The following is a 16,780-nucleotide window of genomic DNA, read 5'->3' on the forward strand; positions in this document are numbered from 1 at the left end:
AATCCTCCGAATTTCGTATTCTTTTTTATGCGGCCAACGTCCTGACGACTCAGAACTCCGGCTCCAGCCGGGCCTTGTCGATGTTCGACAGGGGAATGGCAACGCTACGGCCTTCCACCTCCAGCGACACCACACCATCGGCGATGCCGGTGATGCGCCCCTGGAAGCGCTTCTGGTTATCGATGGGCAGGCGGGTACGGATCTTGGCCAGACTGCCGGTGAAACGTACGTAGTCCGCTTCCTTCTTCAGCGGGCGATCCAGCCCGGGAGACGACACTTCCAGGCGTTCGTAATCGACGTTTTCCACCATGAACAAACGGGTCAGGTGATTGCTCACCGCCACGCAGTCCTCAACGGTAATGCCGCCCGGCTTATCCATGAATACACGGAAACCGCCCCCTGGGGTCATTTCAAAATCCACAAGCTCATAGCCAAGACCCGGCAGGGTGTTTTCGAGCAGCAAACGTACATCCATGGGCATCAATTCCAGAAATGAAAAATGGGCGAAACCCGCCCATCCCTAAAATGCCGCGATTATAAACCATTCTGCGGCAAAAGAAAACCAACGCCCAGGCACCGGACAGCCGTGTGCTTTGCACCGGCAGCGACATCGGGTAGAGTGGTGCTCCGCCTGTCAAACAGGCGTTTCACAACAATCATCTATAGTGAAGTCTGCCAGCAGACACGCACGCCTTCCACCTGCAACGCGACACAACACAAAGGGAGGCGGCGACAATACCAACACGACGGAGAAGCCAAACGCCATGGAAAAGATCTGGCTGAAAAACTACCAGGCCGGGGTAGCGCACGACATCGATATCAATACTTTCCAGTCGATCAACGAGGTGTTCGCGCGCAGCGTCGCCAAGTTCCGCGACCGCCCGGCACTGGCCAATATGGACAAGGTACTGAGCTACGGCGAACTGGACACCCTGTCCGCCCGCTTTGCCTCCTATCTGCAGCACGAGCTGAAACTGCAGAAAGGCGCCCGCGTCGCCATCATGATGCCCAACCTGCTGCAGTACCCGATTGCCGTGTTCGGCATTCTGCGCGCCGGCTGCACCGTGGTGAACGTCAACCCGCTGTACACCCCGCGCGAGCTGGAGCATCAGCTGAAGGATTCCGGCGCCGAAACCATCCTGATCCTGGAAAACTTCGCCAATGTGCTGGAACAGGTACTGCCGCGCACGCCTGTGAAGAACGTGATCGTGGCCAGCATCGGCGACATGCTGGGCTTCCCCAAGCGCCTGCTGGTCAACTTCGTGGTACGCAAGATCAAGAAGATGGTGCCGCCATGGCACATCGCCGGCCATATCGCCTTCAACGACGCCATGTCGCTGGGTGCCGCCAGGCAGTACACCCCGGTAGCCGTCGGCCACGACGACATCGCCTTCCTGCAGTACACCGGCGGCACCACCGGCGTTTCCAAGGGTGCCATGCTCACCCACAAGAACATCGTGGCCAACATGCTGCAGGCCGGCGAGTGGGTCAAGCACGCTATCCGCGAAGGCGAGGAAGTGATCGTAACCGCCCTGCCGCTGTACCACATCTTCTGCCTCACCGCGAACCTGATGGTATTCACCGAGGTAGGCGCGCTGAGCGTGCTGATCACCAACCCGCGCGACATCCCCGGCTTCGTGAAAGAGCTGAAGAAGTACAAGGTTACCGCCATCACCGGCGTCAACACCCTGTTCAATGCCTTGCTGAACAACCCGGACTTCAAGAGCGTGGATTTCTCCAGCTGGCGCCTGGCGCTGGGTGGCGGCATGGCGGTACAGAAGGCGGTGGCAGAAAAATGGAAGCAGACCACCGGCACCCCGCTGATCGAAGCCTACGGTCTGACCGAAACCAGCCCCGCCGCCTGCATCAACCCGCTGGACATGAAGGAATACAACGGCACCATCGGCCTGCCGATTCCCTCCACCGAGATCGAGATTCGCGACCCCGCCGGCCAGCCAGTGGCCAGCGGCGAATCCGGCGAACTGTGCATCCGCGGCCCGCAGGTAATGAAAGGCTACTGGAACCGCCCGGACGAAACCGCCAAGGCGATAGACAGCCAGGGCTTCCTCGCGACCGGCGACATGGCCATGCTGACGCCGGAAGGCTATGTAAAACTGGTGGATCGCAAGAAGGACATGATCCTGGTGTCCGGCTTCAATGTGTACCCGAACGAGATCGAAGACGTGGTGGCCCTGCACCCGGGCGTGCTGGAAGTGGCCTGCATTGGCATTCCGGACGAGCGCTCGGGCGAGGTAGTGAAAGTGTTCGTGGTACGCAAGGACAAGAGCCTTACCGAGCAGGACATCATCCACCACTGCCGCGAAAACCTCACCGGTTACAAGGTACCGAAGTTCGTCGAATTCCGAGACGAATTGCCGAAGACCAACGTCGGCAAGATCCTGCGGCGCGCACTGCGCGATGCCGAGGTGAAAGCCTGAGACAGCCCGGTGGCAGACACAGCCCGCTTCGGCGGGCTTTTTTGCGCCCAGCCATCTGCATCAAAAAAGCTCGTCACTAAATCGTGGGGATCAACCCGTGCAGGGCGGGAAAAGGCCCTTAGCCGTACCCACCGGCAAGCTACCAATGTTGACCGACAGTGGGCACGCTACGCTTTGCCCTCTCTACAAAAAAAAGCGGACCGAAGTCCGCGGAGAAGCCTTGAATGCCAGGAGTGTTTCAAGGAAAAGCTTGGCCGCAAGCGGCCGGCACGGTCGGATGCCAACACACCCGGCGAAGGGCATGTCGACAGCCAGACCATGCGCGCTGAAAATTACTTCCAGGCCGCTGGCAGCTTGTAGCCGGCGTATTTCTGGGTGGCCCAGCCACGGAATGCCTTGGAGTTGTAGGCTGCGATCACGTCCTTGGCCCACGGCTTGCTCACGTCGGCGGCGCGCATTGCACCCCAGTTCACGTAGGCGTAGCTCTTTTCCTGGAACACGGCTTCGGTAAGCTTGATGCCGGAGCTGGTGGCATAGTTGCCGTTGATCACCGCAAAGTCCACGTCATTGCGCGAACGCGGCAGCTGGGCAGCTTCCAGCGGCACGATCTTGATCTGCTTCACGTTCACGTCGATGTCACGCTCGGAAGCGGTCAGCGGGTTGATGCCCTTCTTCAGCTTGATCCAGCCCAGGTCGTTGAACATCACCAGCGCGCGTGCGAAGTTGGACGGATCGTTCGGCGCGGACACGGTGCTGCCCGGCTTCACATCCTTCAGTGACTTGAGTTTGCCCGGGTAGATGCCCAGCGGCGCGGTCGGCACCTGGAACACTTCCTTCAGGCTGAGCTTGTGCTCCTTGGCGAAGTTGTCGAGGTACGGCTTGTGCTGGAACACGTTCACGTCCAGCGAGCCTTCCTGCAGCGCCAGGTTCGGGCGCACGTAGTCGGTGAACTCCACCAGCTTCACGCTGTAGCCCTGCTTTTCCAGAATCGGCTTGATGGACTGCTTTACCATGTCGCCGAAGTCACCCACGGTGGTGCCGATGACGATTTCCTTCTTGGCCGGATCGGCGGCCTGCACGTTGGCCGCAACAGTCAGACCCAGGGCAGCAACTGCCAGCGATTTCAGTACAAAACGACGCATTATTAGCTCCTTGTGAGAGTGATCTCTTTGTAGGGCACCTCAAAAAACGCCTGTTTTCGTTGCGATACTGCGTTGCTCACGAAAAATCCCTCCTTACATATCAGCCATATGCCGCGTCGGGATTTTTCGTTCGCGCCTTGTCTCGCTTAGAAACCAGGGTTTTTATAGGCACCCTGTGGTGGGGCGCATCTACCCGCCCCGGTCGGGGTTAACGTTTATCCAGCCGCGCGGCCAGGCGGTTACCGACAAACTGGATGATCTGCACGATCACCACCAGCAGCAGCACCATGGCCACCATTACCTCGGTCTGGAAGCGGTAGTAGCCGTAGCGGATGGCCAGGTCGCCAATACCGCCGCCGCCCACTACGCCGGCCACCGCCGAGTAGCTGAGAAAGCTGATGGTGAGGATGGTCAGGCTGGAAATCAGGCCGGAACGGCCCTCATTGATCAGCACCTTGCAAATGATCTGCGCCGGACTGGCACCCATGGCCTCGGCCGCCTCCACCACACCGCGCGGAATCTCGCGCAGGGTCTGCTCCACCAGGCGGGCAAAGTAAGGAATGGCGGCAAACGACAGCGGCACTGCCGCCGCCACCGGGCCGATAGTGGAGCCCACCAACACACGGGTAAGCGGCACCAGCGACACCATCAGGATGATGAAGGGGAAGGAGCGCACCAGGTTCACCAGCCAGCCCAGCACGCCGTTCACCGCGCGATTGGCAAACAGCTGGCCCGGCTGCGACAGGTACAGCAGCACGCCCAGCGGCCCACCCAGCAGAATGGCCGCCGACAGGCCGATGGCCAGCATCAGCCCGGTCTCCAGGCTGGCCTGCCAGATCTCCGGCGACATCTCAAGCACATTGCTCACTGCCTGGGCAAAAGTCAGTTCTTCCATTTACGCTACCTCCAGCAGGGATTTGGCCAGTGCCGACTGCGCCGACACGCCATGCTGCTGATCCACCAGCAGTATCTCCACCACCTGGCCGGCATCCAGCAGCGCGGCGCGGTGGCAGATGGAACGCACCACATGCATCTCGTGGGTGACGATCACCACGGTGACACCAAAGCGGCGGTTGATGTCCTGCAGACAGTCGAGAATGGATTGCGTGGTTTTCGGATCCAGCGCCGAGGTTGGCTCGTCGGCCAGAATCACGTGCGGACGCGGCGCCAGCGCACGGGCAATGCCGACGCGCTGCTTCTGGCCGCCGGACAGCTGCGCCGGGTAGTGGCCGGCGCGGTCGGCCAGGCCGACGATATCCAGGCATTCGGCTACGCGCGCATCGATCTCGGCACGGCTCCAGCCGGCGATTTCCAGCGGAAACGCCACGTTGTCGGCCACGGTGCGGTTGGCCATCAGGTTGAACTGCTGGAATACCATGCCGATATTCTGGCGGGCGCGGCGCAGCTCACTGGCGGATAGCGCGGTGAGTTGCTGGCCATCCACGACGACTTCGCCGCTATCCGGGCGCTCCAGCAGATTGATCAGGCGCAGCAGGGTGGACTTGCCGGCACCGGAAAAACCGATCAGGCCGAAAATCTCCCCTTCCTGGATGTGGAGGGTGGTATCGCGCACGGCATCGAACCAGCCACCTTCTGGGCGCCGGAAGCGTTTGTGCACGTTTTTGAGCTGAATCATGCTGGACTCCAAAGCAATAAAGCCCGCCGGAACAACGCTGGCGGGCTTTAGGCATGGAATCTTCGAATTCGAAAATTGGAGGAAAGTTGCTACAACATTCCCCACGCTTTAGCTGTTTTACGCCCGCAAGCTGTGTTCAAATCGGCGTTAAATCTAGTAATTGATCACAATTGAACACTATGTGTTCGTTTGTGTCAATCGCTGCAATGCACAAATAGTAGCCATATAACAGCCACCCGTAAAGCGTTTCACTTATAGAATTTTCTGCTATTTAAATACTGTATACAGAATATGTAGTGACACCTGGCTTCAGCAGGCCACTCACCAGGCATGCATGTCTGCATGCGTAAAGGGGCCTGCACAAGGCATGTTGGCCGCAAACCTGTTACGGTCTGCGGCCAACGTCCCTGCTGCAATCTATGGTAGAAGCCGGGCTCAGCGTGCGCTAAAGCTCACCTCCAGCACTCCCAAGGCACCGAACTGCAGCGTGGCCGGTGCGTCCGGCAGCAGATTCACCACCCCGGCGTAGGAGCCGGTAATCACCGCCTGCCCCGGCAGCAAGCCCTCTCCCTGCGCGCGCAGGTACTCCACCAGCCACAGCAGCGGCGCCAGCGGGTCGCCGGCCGGATGCACGCCATCCAGCAGTTCATCACGGTCTCCCTGCTGCACACGGATGGCCAGCCTGTCTGCCGCCAGCGCCGCCGCCTTGTCCACCACCGGCCCCAGCCATAAGCCTTGATTGACCAGACCATCCGCCAGCGACTGCAGGAACGATGGCTTGGGCTCGGCATCGAAACGGCTGTCAATCAACTCCAGCGCCAGTCGCACCCCGCTGACCGCCGCCAGCACCTCGTCACGGCTGTAGGGTTGGCCGCGCGCCGGCAGCCCCTCGGCAAACACGAAAGCCAGCTCCGGCTCGGTGCGCACCACGCCGGCACGCACCCAGGCCAGGCAGGGTGCGCTATAGCTGACCGTGCTGGCGTAGATCGGCGCCAGCACCACCCTGCCCTCGCCCGGCATGCCGCATTTCCAGCCACCCACGCCATTGCCCAGCAATTCGCGCACCGCGTGCTGAATCGCCAGCGCATCGTCCAGCGTCTGCGGCGCCTGCTCGCCGCTCAGCAAGGGGCCGGTTTCTCCACTAAGGCGGCGGGCGGCAAGAGTAATGGCAGCGGAGCGAATGGCATCGGCGTGCATGGCAGGATTCCGGTTGAACAGTAAAGCGGCAGTTCTACCGTTGCCGGCGGGGTTTGGCAAGGTTGGCCGCAGGCTGCGACCAAGCCCTGGGCCGGTACTCAGTTGCGCGCGTAGGACAAGGAGAAGCTCGCCACCGCCTGGTGGTCGGCCAGCATCTGGGAGATTTCCGGCAGGGAGCTACAATGCTCCTTGCTGTGCGCCACAGCGACAAAGTGCCATTCGGTGGCGCTTTCCTGATGCTTGATGGTCAGCGAGCCCCAGGCAATGTAGTAGCCCTGCCGGTTTACGGCCTGCTCCAGAACCTCCCGCTGCGGAATGACCCCTCCCTGGAACACGATGTCCACCGCCACCGCCTGGCGGGTAGGCAGCCACTGTTCCAGCCGCGACATCCACATCATGCACACCACCGACAAGCCGGTAAGCAGTAACGCCGACGCGTAGAAGCCCACCCCTACCAACACGCCGATGGCGGACGACGCCCAGATCGACGCCGCCGTCGTCAGCCCGCTGATGTTGAGGCCGTCTTTCATGATCATGCCGGCGCCCAGGAAACCGATGCCGGTGACGATGCCCTGAATCACCCGTGTCGGGTCGGCAGGGGCGATATTGGGCGCATGGCCGCCAAACCACAGCTCGGGAAAGCCGGCAATGGAAGTCAGCGCCGCGGCCGCCATGCACACCAGTCCATAGGTGCGCATGCCGGCGGCACGGCCATGAAAGGTGCGCTCGTAACCGACGACCATCCCAAGCAGCAAGGCGCCCAGCAGATTCATGAATACGATCAGATTGGTGGTGACCTGCTGCAGCGACCAGTAGTCCGCAAGATTTTGCATCGAGATCATGTTCATGATGGCGACCAGACAGTGAAGTGAACGCGGGTGTCGACATAGCTGGCGACTAGTCGCAACAACAAGCAAGGCACTGACAACTGTTACAAGTATATTCAATCGAGATGCAGAGTACAGCCATACCCAGTCATCGCGCATGCGCCACCCACCGTGCCGCCCCGCTACTGCGGACAGGCAGTGACTTGCACCATGGTGCTGGCCAGCCGTGACGGTATCGCCTCCACCAGGAAGTCGATAAAGCTGCGCACCGCAGGAATCAGGTGACGGCGGCCGGTAAACGCCAGGTGCAGAATGCCGTCCGGCGTACTGTAGCCCGGCAACAGCCGCAGCAGACGGCCGTCGGCCAGTGCGTCGTGACACACCATCAGCGGCAGCAACGCTACCCCGCTACCGGCAATCGCCGCCTCGCGCAGCACCAGCAAGTCGTCGGTCATCAGCCGTGGCTCGGCGATATCCACCCGGTACAGCTGGCCAACCTCGTCCAGCAGCGGCCATTCGGCACGGCCATCCGGCCGGCTCATCACCAGTGCCGGCCAGCCGCTGAGCATGGCAGGGTGTGCCGGCAGCTCGCGTGCGGCCAACAAGGCCGGGCTGGCCACCAGCGCGCTCTCGCTCTGTGCCAGCGGCCGCGCCACCACGCTGGCGCTGTCGTCCAGCTTCTGCCGCACGCGCAGCGCCACGTCGATACCATCGTTGATCAGATCCACCCGGCGCCCGGTGACCTCCAGCACGATGCGCACCTGCGGATAACGCGCCATGAAATCCGGCAGCAGGCCGGACAGCAGCGACTTGGCCAGCAGCTCCGGACAGCTCACTCGCACCAGACCACGCGGCTCGGTGGTATGACGGGCAATGGTGTCCGCCGCGGCCTCGGCCTCGGCCAGCATGGCCTGGCAGTGCTGGTAGTACTGGGCGCCAACGTCGGTCAACGCCAGTCGCCGCGTGGTGCGCAGCAACAGCCGCACGCCAAGACGCGACTCCAGCTCGGCCACCCGCCGCGACAATCGGGACTTGGGAATACCCAGCTGGCGGCTGGCGGCATTGAAGCCGCCGTGCTCCACAACCTTGGCAAAGAACAGCAGGTCATTCAGGTCTTGCATGGCGATTATCCCACCAGTGGAACAATGAATCCGATTCTAGCCGTCTAGTGGCGAATTGGTAGCGGTTTTACAGTACACCCATCGCCGCAGTGCGCGGCAATCACCCCCTACGGAGCCGCACCATGAAAATCCTGCATCTCGATTCCAGCATCCTCGCCGCCAACTCTGTTTCCCGTGGCCTGACCCAGGCCCTAGTGGACACCCTGATCGACCGCCACGGCAAGACCGAAGTGGTGTACCACGACCTGGCACAGAGCGAGATTCCGCACCTGTCCGGCGAAATCCTCGGTGCAGCTTTTACTGAGCAGGCCGACTGGAGCGAGCTGCAGCGCAAGGAAGCCGCCCGCAGCGAACAGCTGATCGGCGAATTCCTGGCTGCCGAAATCCTGATCATTGGCGCGCCGATGTACAACTTCTCCATTCCGTCGCAGCTGAAGGCCTGGATTGACCGCGTAGCCGTAGCCGGCCGCACCTTCAAGTACACCGAAAACGGCCCGGTAGGCCTGGCTGGCGGCAAGAAGGTATATGTGGTGTCGTCCCGCGGCGGCGTATACAGCAATGAGCAGGGCCAACTGATGGACTTCCAGGAAGACTACCTGAAGACCGTACTGGGCTTCCTCGGCATCAGCGACGTGCAGTTCATCCGTGCCGAAGGCGTGGCCATGGGTGGCGACGCCCGTGAAGCAGCACTGAACGCCGCCAAGGCAGCCATCGCCGCCGCCTGATGCGGCCAACCGGCCGGCAGCTGCCGGCTGGCGTCCCACTCTCCTCTGCCTCGTGCCCCGCGCCGCGGGGCATTTTTCTTGCCAAGCTACGCCAGACCAACCCGCGCCAGTAGGTGTGCCAAGCAGCCGCCACAGCATAGCCAGCAGGCACAGACGGCAACATGACGACCGGCCATAGCAAAAACCCCGGCAGACCAGAGTCTGTCGGGGTTTTTATTGGAGGCGCGGGCCGGAGTCGAACCGACCTACACGGATTTGCAATCCGGTGCATAACCGCTTTGCTACCGCGCCGTAACTTTTATTGCCTGAAGCTTAACTCATTCAGACAATCTGAACAATCTGTGGAGCGGGAAACGAGGCTCGAACTCGCGACCTCAACCTTGGCAAGGTTGCGCTCTACCAACTGAGCTATTCCCGCGTCGCTATACTGCTACAGTTTTTGTGGAGCGGGAAACGAGGCTCGAACTCGCGACCTCAACCTTGGCAAGGTTGCGCTCTACCAACTGAGCTATTCCCGCATCTACAGATACTGCCGAATTTTTTGGAGCGGGAAACGAGGCTCGAACTCGCGACCTCAACCTTGGCAAGGTTGCGCTCTACCAACTGAGCTATTCCCGCGTCGCATTACTGCCGCAGTGTTGTGGAGCGGGAAACGAGGCTCGAACTCGCGACCTCAACCTTGGCAAGGTTGCGCTCTACCAACTGAGCTATTCCCGCACTGCAATACTGCTATGGTTTTCTGGAGCGGGAAACGAGGCTCGAACTCGCGACCTCAACCTTGGCAAGGTTGCGCTCTACCAACTGAGCTATTCCCGCAAAACCGTTTTCTCATCAACTTCGCTGCCGCTGCTGCGTCTGCGTCGTTAAGAGAAGGCGAATTATAATGATGGATTCAGGCTTGTCAACGTTTATACATCAATTTTTTTGCCTGAAAATTCCCGCGCCGCCATCTGCAAATAATAAGCCATTGACCACAAAGTCAAAAATACCGCGATAACCATAAAGAATTTTCCGGCGATCATGGTATCAATTCCCGGCAGCAGCGGGCCGGCGTACAGCAGCAGCAGGATGGCCACCATCTGCGCCGCGGTTTTCAGCTTGCCGATATAGGCCACCGCCACGCTGTTGCGGCGCCCCATCTCTGCCATCCACTCGCGCAGCGCCGAGATGGCGATCTCGCGGCCGATGATGATCATCGCCATCCAGCCTTCCAGCCGGCCCAGCTCTACCAGCAGGATCAGCGCCGCGGCCACGATCAGCTTGTCGGCCACAGGATCGAGGAAGGCACCGAAGGCCGAGGTCTGCCCCAGGCGGCGGGCAAGGTAGCCATCCAGCCAGTCGGTGGCAGCCGCCAGGCCAAAGATGAATGCTCCCACACTATTGCGGTGGTGCTGGATCAGCACGCTGTCCGGCAGAAAGAACACGGCAACGCAGACGGGGATCAGCGCCACGCGCAGCCAGGTAAGCAGAATCGGCAGGTTGAAGGGCATGTGTCGGGTTTTCTAGTTTTTAATGCAGGGCATTGTGGATTTTTTCGGCCAGCGCGCGGCTGATGCCGTCTACTTGCGCCAGGTCGTCGATGCTGGCTGCCACCACCCCGCGCAAACCGCCAAAGCGGGTGAGCAGCCGCTGCCGGCGCGTAGGCCCCACACCGGGAATATCCTCCAGCGTGGACTGGGTGCGCGCCTTGGCGCGCCGCGCACGGTGACCGGTAATGGCAAAGCGGTGCGCTTCGTCGCGCACGGTCTGGATCAAGTGCAGGGCAGCGTGATCGCGCGGCAATTGTAGCGTCTTTTGCAGATGCGGCACGATCAGTGTTTCCAGCCCCGGCTTGCGCTCCTCGCCCTTGGCCACGCCGACTATGGGTACATCCACGCCAACTTCGGCCAGCACTTCCAGCGCCACACCCACCTGCCCTTTGCCGCCGTCGATCAGCAGTACGTCCGGCAACTTGCCATCGCCAGCTGCCAGCCGGGTGTAGCGCCGGGTCAGCGCCTCGCGCATCGCGGCGTAATCGTCGCCGGCCGCCGCGGTTTCGATATTGAAGCGCCGGTATTCCGATGGCTGCATGCCGCCGCGGTCGTACACCACGCAGGACGCCACCGTGGCCTCGCCCATGGTGTGGCTGATGTCGAAGCACTCCAGCCTGGCAATCTCGTCCATCTCCATCAGCTCGGCCAATGCGGCCAGCCTGGCATTTTGACTGGCGGCACTCAGCAGGCGCTGGCCGATGGCGATGCGGGCGTTCTTCTCCGCCATTTCCAGCCACACCCGGCGCTCGCCGATGGGGTTGCCGACAAAGGCCAGCCGCTTCTGCGCCTGTTCAATCAGCAGCTGCTGCAACTCGGTGCTTACCGCTTCGTTATGAATGATCACTGCCGGCAAGGTCGCACCCAGGTAGTGCTGGGCCAGGAAAGCTTCCAGGTTGGCCGCAAGCGTGTCGTCGGCATTGCTGGGGAAGAAGCTCTTGTCACCCAGGTGGCGGCCACCACGAATCATCACCAGATTGACGCACACCAGGCCGCCTTCGCTGGCAATGGCCACCACGTCGGCATCCAGCTGGCTGGCATTGCTGGAAACAAACTGCTTCTCCTGCACCCGCGACAATGCCTGGATCTGGTCCCGCAGCTCTGCCGCGTGTTCAAAGTCCAGGTTCTCCGATGCGGCCAACATGCGCTCGGTCAGCTCGTCGATCAGCTCGTTCTGCTTGCCCTGCAGAAAGGTCACCGCGCGGCGCACGTCCTCACGATACTGCTCCGGTGTGATCTCGCCGGTGCAAGGCGCGGTGCAGCGCTTGATCTGGAACAGCAGGCAGGGGCGCGAGCGGTTGCTGAACACGCTGTCTTCGCAGGTACGCAGCCGGAATACCTTCTGCAGTATCTGGATGCTCTCGCGCACCGCGTAGCCGTTGGGGTACGGGCCGAAATACTGATTGGGTTTCTTGGGGTCGCCACGAAAATACGCCAGCTGCGGGTATTGATGGCCGGACAACATCAGGTACGGATAGGACTTATCGTCGCGGAACAGAATGTTGTACTTGGGAGCCAGCGCCTTGATCAGGTTGTTTTCCAGAATCAGCGCTTCGGCCTCGCTACGCACCACGGTGGTTTCGATGGCGGCGATCTGCGCCACCATCAGCTGGATGCGCGGGCTGAGATCGCTTTTCTGAAAATAGGAGCTGACGCGTTTTTTGAGATCGATGGCCTTGCCGACATACAGCACATTGCCATCGGCATCCAGCATGCGATAAACGCCGGGCAGGCCAGGCAAGCTGGCCAGCACCGGCTTGGGGTCAAACAGTCGGGTCATTACTACTGGCACCAGGTCTTCACGTCTTCCTGTGCGCGGCGAATACCATCTTCGCGCGCCGGGGTGGATTTAGCCCCCGGCTGCAGCGGCTTGGACACCATGGCCAGGTTTTCCTTTGCCGTGCGGCAGTTCACCTCCATGATGCGCTTGTTCTGCTCCTTGGCCTTGGCATTGATGGCCGCGGCATCCAGCGGCGGCTTTTCCGCCGGTGCCGAGGCATCCGGCACGGCGATGCCACCACCGCCTGGCTGCAGCGCGATCTTGGTAAAGGCACGGCCTACCGGGGGAGTGTCGGAATACACGGTGCGCCCGCGGTCATCCTTCCAGCGATACACATCCACCGCCTGTACCGCTGCTGCTGCCAGCAAGCCGGCCAGCACCAGAAAAATTTTGCTGCCCACACGCATGGTCGGGTTCCGTTTCAATGATGGCAATAAACTGATTGTATACGTATGGCTTGCCCCGCCGAAACCGGGAATCGGGTTTTGCACAGCAACAGGCATATCGGTATAATGCGTTTTTGCCGCCTAAGGAACGCCAAGATGCGCATCATCGAGAAAGCCTATACTTTCGACGACGTTCTCCTCGTCCCGGCCCACTCCTCCGTACTGCCGCGCGACGTCTCCCTCTCTACCAAGCTCACCCGCAACATCAGCCTGAACCTGCCGCTGATTTCCGCCGCGATGGACACCGTTACCGAATCCCGCCTGGCCATTGCCATGGCGCAGGAAGGCGGTATCGGCATCGTCCACAAGAATATGTCTGCCGAAAAGCAGGCACTGGAAGTCTCCAAGGTTAAGCGCCATGAAAGCGGCGTGGTGAAAGACCCGATCACCATCGCACCGGACATGCTGGTACGTGACCTGGTACTGCTTACCCGTCAGCACAAGATTTCCGGCCTGCCGGTGGTGCAGGATGGCAAGGTAGTAGGCATCGTCACCAACCGTGACCTGCGCTTCGAAACCCGCCTGGACCAGCCGGTAGCCAGCATCATGACCCCGCGCGAGCGTCTGGTGACGGTAAAGGAAGGTGCCAGCATCGAAGAAGCCCGCGAGCTGATGCACAAGCATCGCCTGGAACGCGTACTGGTAATCAATGAGGCCTTCGAACTGAAGGGCCTGATTACCGTTAAAGACATCATCAAGACCAGCGAACACCCGAACGCCAACAAGGACAGCCAGGGCCGTCTGCGCGTAGGCGCCGCGGTAGGCACCGGCGGCGACACCGACGAGCGCGTAGCCGCGCTGGTGGCTGCTGGCGTGGATGTGATCGTGGTGGATACCGCCCACGGCCATAGCCAGGGCGTACTGGATCGCGTGAAGTGGGTGAAAACCACCTACCCGCACGTTGATGTGATTGGCGGCAACATCGCCACCGCCGACGCCGCCCTCGCCCTGGTGGCCGCCGGCGCCGACGGCGTGAAAGTGGGCATTGGCCCCGGCTCCATCTGCACCACCCGTATCGTGGCCGGCGTGGGCGTACCGCAGCTGACCGCCATTCACAATGTGTCCGAAGCGCTGAAAGGCACCGGCGTGCCGATGATCGCCGACGGCGGCATCCGCTTCTCCGGTGATATCTCCAAGGCACTGGCAGCAGGCGGCAACGCCGTGATGCTGGGCGGCATGTTCGCCGGCACCGAGGAAGCGCCGGGTGAAGTCGAGCTGTATCAGGGCCGCTCCTACAAGTCCTACCGTGGCATGGGCAGCCTGGGCGCGATGAGCCAGGGCTCCGCCGATCGCTACTTCCAGGACACCACCAATGCCGCCGACAAGTTCGTGCCGGAAGGCATCGAAGGCCGCGTGCCGTACAAGGGCCCCATCGCCCAGGTGATCCACCAGCTGGTGGGCGGCCTGCGCTCCTCCATGGGCTACCTCGGCTGCCGCACCATCGACGAAATGCACCAGAAAGCCGGCTTTGTGGAGATTACCTCCGCCGGCATGCGTGAATCGCACGTGCACGACGTACAGATCACCAAGGAAGCACCGAACTACCACGTGGATCGCTAAACACCTCCCACGTTGGCCGCAAAAACCCCCACACTCTGTGCGGGGGTTTTTGCATTTCTGCGCCGCCGTAGAACACGCAAGCCGGGATTGCCAGAAAAAAGTGGGGTGTACCGAAGAACAATAGAATTAATTCACCTGAAAACTACCATTTGAGATGTTTACAAATGGGCGGGCAGAGCAACTGTCCATGCATGCCACGCATTCAGGGAGATCACCATGGCTACCATCAACGGAACTGACGCCAGCAATACCCTCTCCGGCACCAACAAGGACGACGTAATCTATGCCGCCGCAGGCAACGACACGGTAAACAGCGGCAACGGCGATGACTACGTGGATGGTGGCAGCGGCAACGACAAGCTGGATGGCGGCAATGGTGACGACACCCTGCTAGGCGGCACCGGTGACGATAGCTTGCAGGGTGGTAGTGGCGACGATCTGCTGGATGGCGGCGAAGGCAGCGACAAGCTTTATGGCGACAGTGGCGACGACATCCTCAATGGCGGCGACGGCAACGACTACCTGGACGGCGGCAGCGGCTTCGACACCCTGTACGGCAACAAGGGCAACGACATCATCCTGGGCGGTAGCGGTGCCGACAACATCTTTGGTGGTGACGGCAATGACACCATCGGCCGCAGCGACAGCCGCAACGACGACAGTAGCGAGAGCGGCGGCGACACCATTTACGGTGATGGCTTCAACGGCCAGAACATCTATGACAGCCAGGGCCGGCTTATCGATATCGGCCAAGGCAGCCTGGCTACCCAGATCGGCAACGACATCATCTACGGCGGCAGCGGCAACGACCTCATCTATGGCGATAACGGCAACGCCAGCACACAGAATATCGGCGGTAACGACATCATCTACGCCGGCAGCGGCAGCGATATCGTTTATGGCGAAGGTGGCGACGACAGCATCTACGGTGAAAACGGCAATGACAGGCTGTATGGCGGCGCCGGCAATGACCTGATCAGCGGCGGCAACGGCGATGACACCATCGAAGGCGGCAGCGGTGACGACACCCTGAACGGCGGCGAGGGCAAGGACACCGTATTCGGCGGTGCAGGTAACGACATCATTCAGGGTGCTGACGGCAAAGACACACTGTACGGCGGCTCCGGCGATGACACCATCGGTCTCAACGACAGCGGGCGACACGGCGAGAACAGCGAAAACGGCCGCGATATCATCTATGGCGACGGGCTGGAATCCGCCGGCGGCGGCAACGCCACAGCCACGGGCAATGACAGGATTTTTGCCGGGCGCGGCAATGACATCATCTATGGCGACAATGGCAACAACCAGGCGGCCAACAGCGACGACAACAATGGTGGCAGCGACACCATCTACGCCGGCAGCGGCAACGATATCGTCTACGGCGAAGGCGGCGATGATGCCCTGTATGGCGAACGGGGCAACGACAACCTGATCGGCGGCGCCGGCAACGACACCCTGAATGGCGGCATGGGAGCCGATACCCTCAGTGGCGGCAAGGGCGCCGATAGCTTCGTATTCACCGCCAGCACCGGCACCCACCGCGATGAAACCCATCGCCACAGCGGCTATGACCACGACGATCAGCCAAGCTGGTCGGATAGCACCGTCGGCGCGATGGATACCATTACCGACTTCCAGGGCATCCAGGACACCACCAACCCGCTGCAACGCGACAAAATCGACCTGCGCCAGCTACTGGGCGACACAGTGGACCTGCACTGGGGCGGCAACACCCCCACCGCCAACGGCGTGTGGTTCGTACACGGGAGCGACGGCAACACCTACGTCTACGCCGATATCAACGGCAACCCGGGCACACCGGAGCTGGCCATCAAGCTGCAGGGCATTCATCAACTGCTGCTTGGCGACTTTCTGGGCGTGGAAAATCACGGCCCGCTTGCCCTGGCAGACGGCAATGCCAGCGACACTGTTATCGAGGCCGGCGGCGTCAACAACAACCAGCCCGGCGACGACAGCGCCAGCGGCAATGTGCTGGGCAACGACAGCGACCCGGACGCCCCGTTCGATACCCTCACCGTCTCTGCCGTCAACGGCCATGCGGCCAACGTCGGCACCAGCATTAGCGGCACCTACGGCACGCTGACCCTCCACGCCAACGGCAGCTACAGCTACCAGCTGGACAACAACAACATCAATACGCAAGGCCTGGCCCAGGGCATGACGGAACACGATGTCTTCAGCTACACCATCAGCGACAGCACCGGAGCAACATCCACCGCCAGCCTGAGCATTACGGTTACCGGCAGCAATGATGCGCCGGTGCTGGACAGTGCCATTGCCGATACCAGTGTCGATGAGGACAGCGCCTTCAGCTACAACGTGGCGGCCCACTTCGCCGACGACGACAGCATCCAC

Annotated in this window: 14 protein-coding genes and 6 tRNA genes; 4 read left to right on the forward strand and 16 right to left on the reverse strand. The window is 61.2% G+C overall.

Annotated elements, in window-relative coordinates:
* Positions 1 to 49 precede the first annotated feature (49 nt).
* Entirely contained in the window at positions 50 to 475 is a 426-nt protein-coding gene (gene rimP / locus ACFOKJ_RS08420) for a ribosome maturation factor RimP (protein ID WP_390278539.1), read from the reverse strand.
* Between the two features lie 289 nt (positions 476 to 764).
* Between rimP and ACFOKJ_RS08425 the strand changes: the two genes are divergently transcribed.
* Complete coding sequence (locus tag ACFOKJ_RS08425) at positions 765 to 2,438, forward strand: long-chain-fatty-acid--CoA ligase (RefSeq protein WP_390278542.1); 1,674 nt, start codon at positions 765 to 767, stop codon at positions 2,436 to 2,438.
* Positions 2,439 to 2,770: 332 nt separating this feature from the next.
* Here the strand turns inward: ACFOKJ_RS08425 and ACFOKJ_RS08430 are convergent, their stop codons facing one another.
* From ACFOKJ_RS08430 to ACFOKJ_RS08455, 6 genes are all read right to left on the reverse strand, one after another.
* A complete protein-coding gene (locus tag ACFOKJ_RS08430; protein ID WP_390278545.1) occupies positions 2,771 to 3,580 on the reverse strand; it encodes a MetQ/NlpA family ABC transporter substrate-binding protein in 810 nt (269 codons plus the stop codon).
* A 208-nt stretch (positions 3,581 to 3,788) separates the two neighbouring features.
* The gene (locus ACFOKJ_RS08435) at positions 3,789 to 4,475 is read right to left on the reverse strand and encodes a methionine ABC transporter permease (protein ID WP_390278548.1); all 687 of its coding nucleotides are present in this window, start codon (positions 4,473 to 4,475) and stop codon (positions 3,789 to 3,791) included.
* Positions 4,476 to 5,216 (reverse strand): methionine ABC transporter ATP-binding protein, encoded by a 741-nt coding sequence (locus ACFOKJ_RS08440; RefSeq protein ID WP_390278551.1) that lies wholly within the window; start codon positions 5,214 to 5,216, stop codon positions 4,476 to 4,478.
* A 435-nt stretch (positions 5,217 to 5,651) separates the two neighbouring features.
* A complete protein-coding gene (locus ACFOKJ_RS08445) occupies positions 5,652 to 6,413 on the reverse strand; it encodes a fumarylacetoacetate hydrolase family protein (RefSeq protein WP_390278554.1) in 762 nt (253 codons plus the stop codon).
* Between the two features lie 98 nt (positions 6,414 to 6,511).
* Positions 6,512 to 7,246, reverse strand: a complete 735-nt coding sequence (locus ACFOKJ_RS08450; RefSeq protein ID WP_390278557.1) for an MgtC/SapB family protein — start codon at positions 7,244 to 7,246, stop codon at positions 6,512 to 6,514.
* A gap of 176 nt (positions 7,247 to 7,422) precedes the next feature.
* A complete protein-coding gene (locus ACFOKJ_RS08455) occupies positions 7,423 to 8,361 on the reverse strand; it encodes a LysR family transcriptional regulator (RefSeq protein ID WP_390278560.1) in 939 nt (312 codons plus the stop codon).
* Between the two features lie 122 nt (positions 8,362 to 8,483).
* On the opposite strand from ACFOKJ_RS08455, the gene ACFOKJ_RS08460 reads away from it, so the two are divergent.
* Positions 8,484 to 9,086: an FMN-dependent NADH-azoreductase gene (locus ACFOKJ_RS08460; protein WP_390278563.1), complete on the forward strand. Its 603-nt coding sequence runs from the start codon at positions 8,484 to 8,486 to the stop codon at positions 9,084 to 9,086.
* Positions 9,087 to 9,303: 217 nt separating this feature from the next.
* On the opposite strand, the gene ACFOKJ_RS08465 is transcribed toward ACFOKJ_RS08460, so the two are convergent.
* The 9 genes from ACFOKJ_RS08465 to ACFOKJ_RS08505 form a co-directional block, all read right to left on the reverse strand.
* Positions 9,304 to 9,377, reverse strand: a tRNA-Cys gene (locus ACFOKJ_RS08465).
* A 51-nt stretch (positions 9,378 to 9,428) separates the two neighbouring features.
* Positions 9,429 to 9,504, reverse strand: a tRNA-Gly gene (locus ACFOKJ_RS08470).
* A 24-nt stretch (positions 9,505 to 9,528) separates the two neighbouring features.
* Positions 9,529 to 9,604, reverse strand: a tRNA-Gly gene (locus ACFOKJ_RS08475).
* 24 nt (positions 9,605 to 9,628) lie between these two features.
* Positions 9,629 to 9,704: transfer RNA gene (locus tag ACFOKJ_RS08480), tRNA-Gly, on the reverse strand.
* Between the two features lie 23 nt (positions 9,705 to 9,727).
* Positions 9,728 to 9,803, reverse strand: a tRNA-Gly gene (locus tag ACFOKJ_RS08485).
* Between the two features lie 23 nt (positions 9,804 to 9,826).
* Positions 9,827 to 9,902 (reverse strand) — tRNA-Gly (locus tag ACFOKJ_RS08490).
* 92 nt (positions 9,903 to 9,994) lie between these two features.
* Positions 9,995 to 10,576: a CDP-diacylglycerol--glycerol-3-phosphate 3-phosphatidyltransferase gene (gene pgsA / locus ACFOKJ_RS08495; protein ID WP_390278566.1), complete on the reverse strand. Its 582-nt coding sequence runs from the start codon at positions 10,574 to 10,576 to the stop codon at positions 9,995 to 9,997.
* Between the two features lie 19 nt (positions 10,577 to 10,595).
* Positions 10,596 to 12,395, reverse strand: a complete 1,800-nt coding sequence (gene uvrC, locus ACFOKJ_RS08500) for an excinuclease ABC subunit UvrC (RefSeq protein WP_390278569.1) — start codon at positions 12,393 to 12,395, stop codon at positions 10,596 to 10,598.
* 2 nt (positions 12,396 to 12,397) lie between these two features.
* A complete protein-coding gene (locus tag ACFOKJ_RS08505) occupies positions 12,398 to 12,802 on the reverse strand; it encodes a DUF4124 domain-containing protein (RefSeq protein WP_390278573.1) in 405 nt (134 codons plus the stop codon).
* Positions 12,803 to 12,937: 135 nt separating this feature from the next.
* Between ACFOKJ_RS08505 and guaB the strand changes: the two genes are divergently transcribed.
* Together guaB and ACFOKJ_RS08515 are read left to right on the forward strand one after the other, a co-directional pair.
* The gene (gene guaB, locus ACFOKJ_RS08510; RefSeq protein WP_390278576.1) at positions 12,938 to 14,401 is read left to right on the forward strand and encodes an IMP dehydrogenase; all 1,464 of its coding nucleotides are present in this window, start codon (positions 12,938 to 12,940) and stop codon (positions 14,399 to 14,401) included.
* A 216-nt stretch (positions 14,402 to 14,617) separates the two neighbouring features.
* Positions 14,618 to 16,780, forward strand: a 2,163-nt coding sequence (locus tag ACFOKJ_RS08515) for a calcium-binding protein (protein ID WP_390278579.1), incomplete at its 3' end; no start/stop codon positions are given.

Source organism: Vogesella amnigena (assembly GCF_042648905.1).
Taxonomy (GTDB): domain Bacteria; phylum Pseudomonadota; class Gammaproteobacteria; order Burkholderiales; family Chromobacteriaceae; genus Vogesella; species Vogesella amnigena.

Coding starts and splice junctions, on each gene's coding strand:
- ACFOKJ_RS08460 (WP_390278563.1), top strand. CDS start 8,484: ATGAAAATCCTGCATCTCGATTCCAGCATCCTCGCCGCCAACTCTGTT.
- ACFOKJ_RS08505 (WP_390278573.1), bottom strand. CDS start 12,802: ATGCGTGTGGGCAGCAAAATTTTTCTGGTGCTGGCCGGCTTGCTGGCA.
- pgsA (WP_390278566.1), bottom strand. CDS start 10,576: ATGCCCTTCAACCTGCCGATTCTGCTTACCTGGCTGCGCGTGGCGCTG.
- ACFOKJ_RS08435 (WP_390278548.1), bottom strand. CDS start 4,475: ATGGAAGAACTGACTTTTGCCCAGGCAGTGAGCAATGTGCTTGAGATG.
- ACFOKJ_RS08430 (WP_390278545.1), bottom strand. CDS start 3,580: ATGCGTCGTTTTGTACTGAAATCGCTGGCAGTTGCTGCCCTGGGTCTG.
- ACFOKJ_RS08440 (WP_390278551.1), bottom strand. CDS start 5,216: ATGATTCAGCTCAAAAACGTGCACAAACGCTTCCGGCGCCCAGAAGGT.
- ACFOKJ_RS08425 (WP_390278542.1), top strand. CDS start 765: ATGGAAAAGATCTGGCTGAAAAACTACCAGGCCGGGGTAGCGCACGAC.
- uvrC (WP_390278569.1), bottom strand. CDS start 12,395: ATGACCCGACTGTTTGACCCCAAGCCGGTGCTGGCCAGCTTGCCTGGC.
- ACFOKJ_RS08455 (WP_390278560.1), bottom strand. CDS start 8,361: ATGCAAGACCTGAATGACCTGCTGTTCTTTGCCAAGGTTGTGGAGCAC.
- rimP (WP_390278539.1), bottom strand. CDS start 475: ATGGATGTACGTTTGCTGCTCGAAAACACCCTGCCGGGTCTTGGCTAT.
- ACFOKJ_RS08450 (WP_390278557.1), bottom strand. CDS start 7,246: ATGCAAAATCTTGCGGACTACTGGTCGCTGCAGCAGGTCACCACCAAT.
- ACFOKJ_RS08445 (WP_390278554.1), bottom strand. CDS start 6,413: ATGCACGCCGATGCCATTCGCTCCGCTGCCATTACTCTTGCCGCCCGC.
- guaB (WP_390278576.1), top strand. CDS start 12,938: ATGCGCATCATCGAGAAAGCCTATACTTTCGACGACGTTCTCCTCGTC.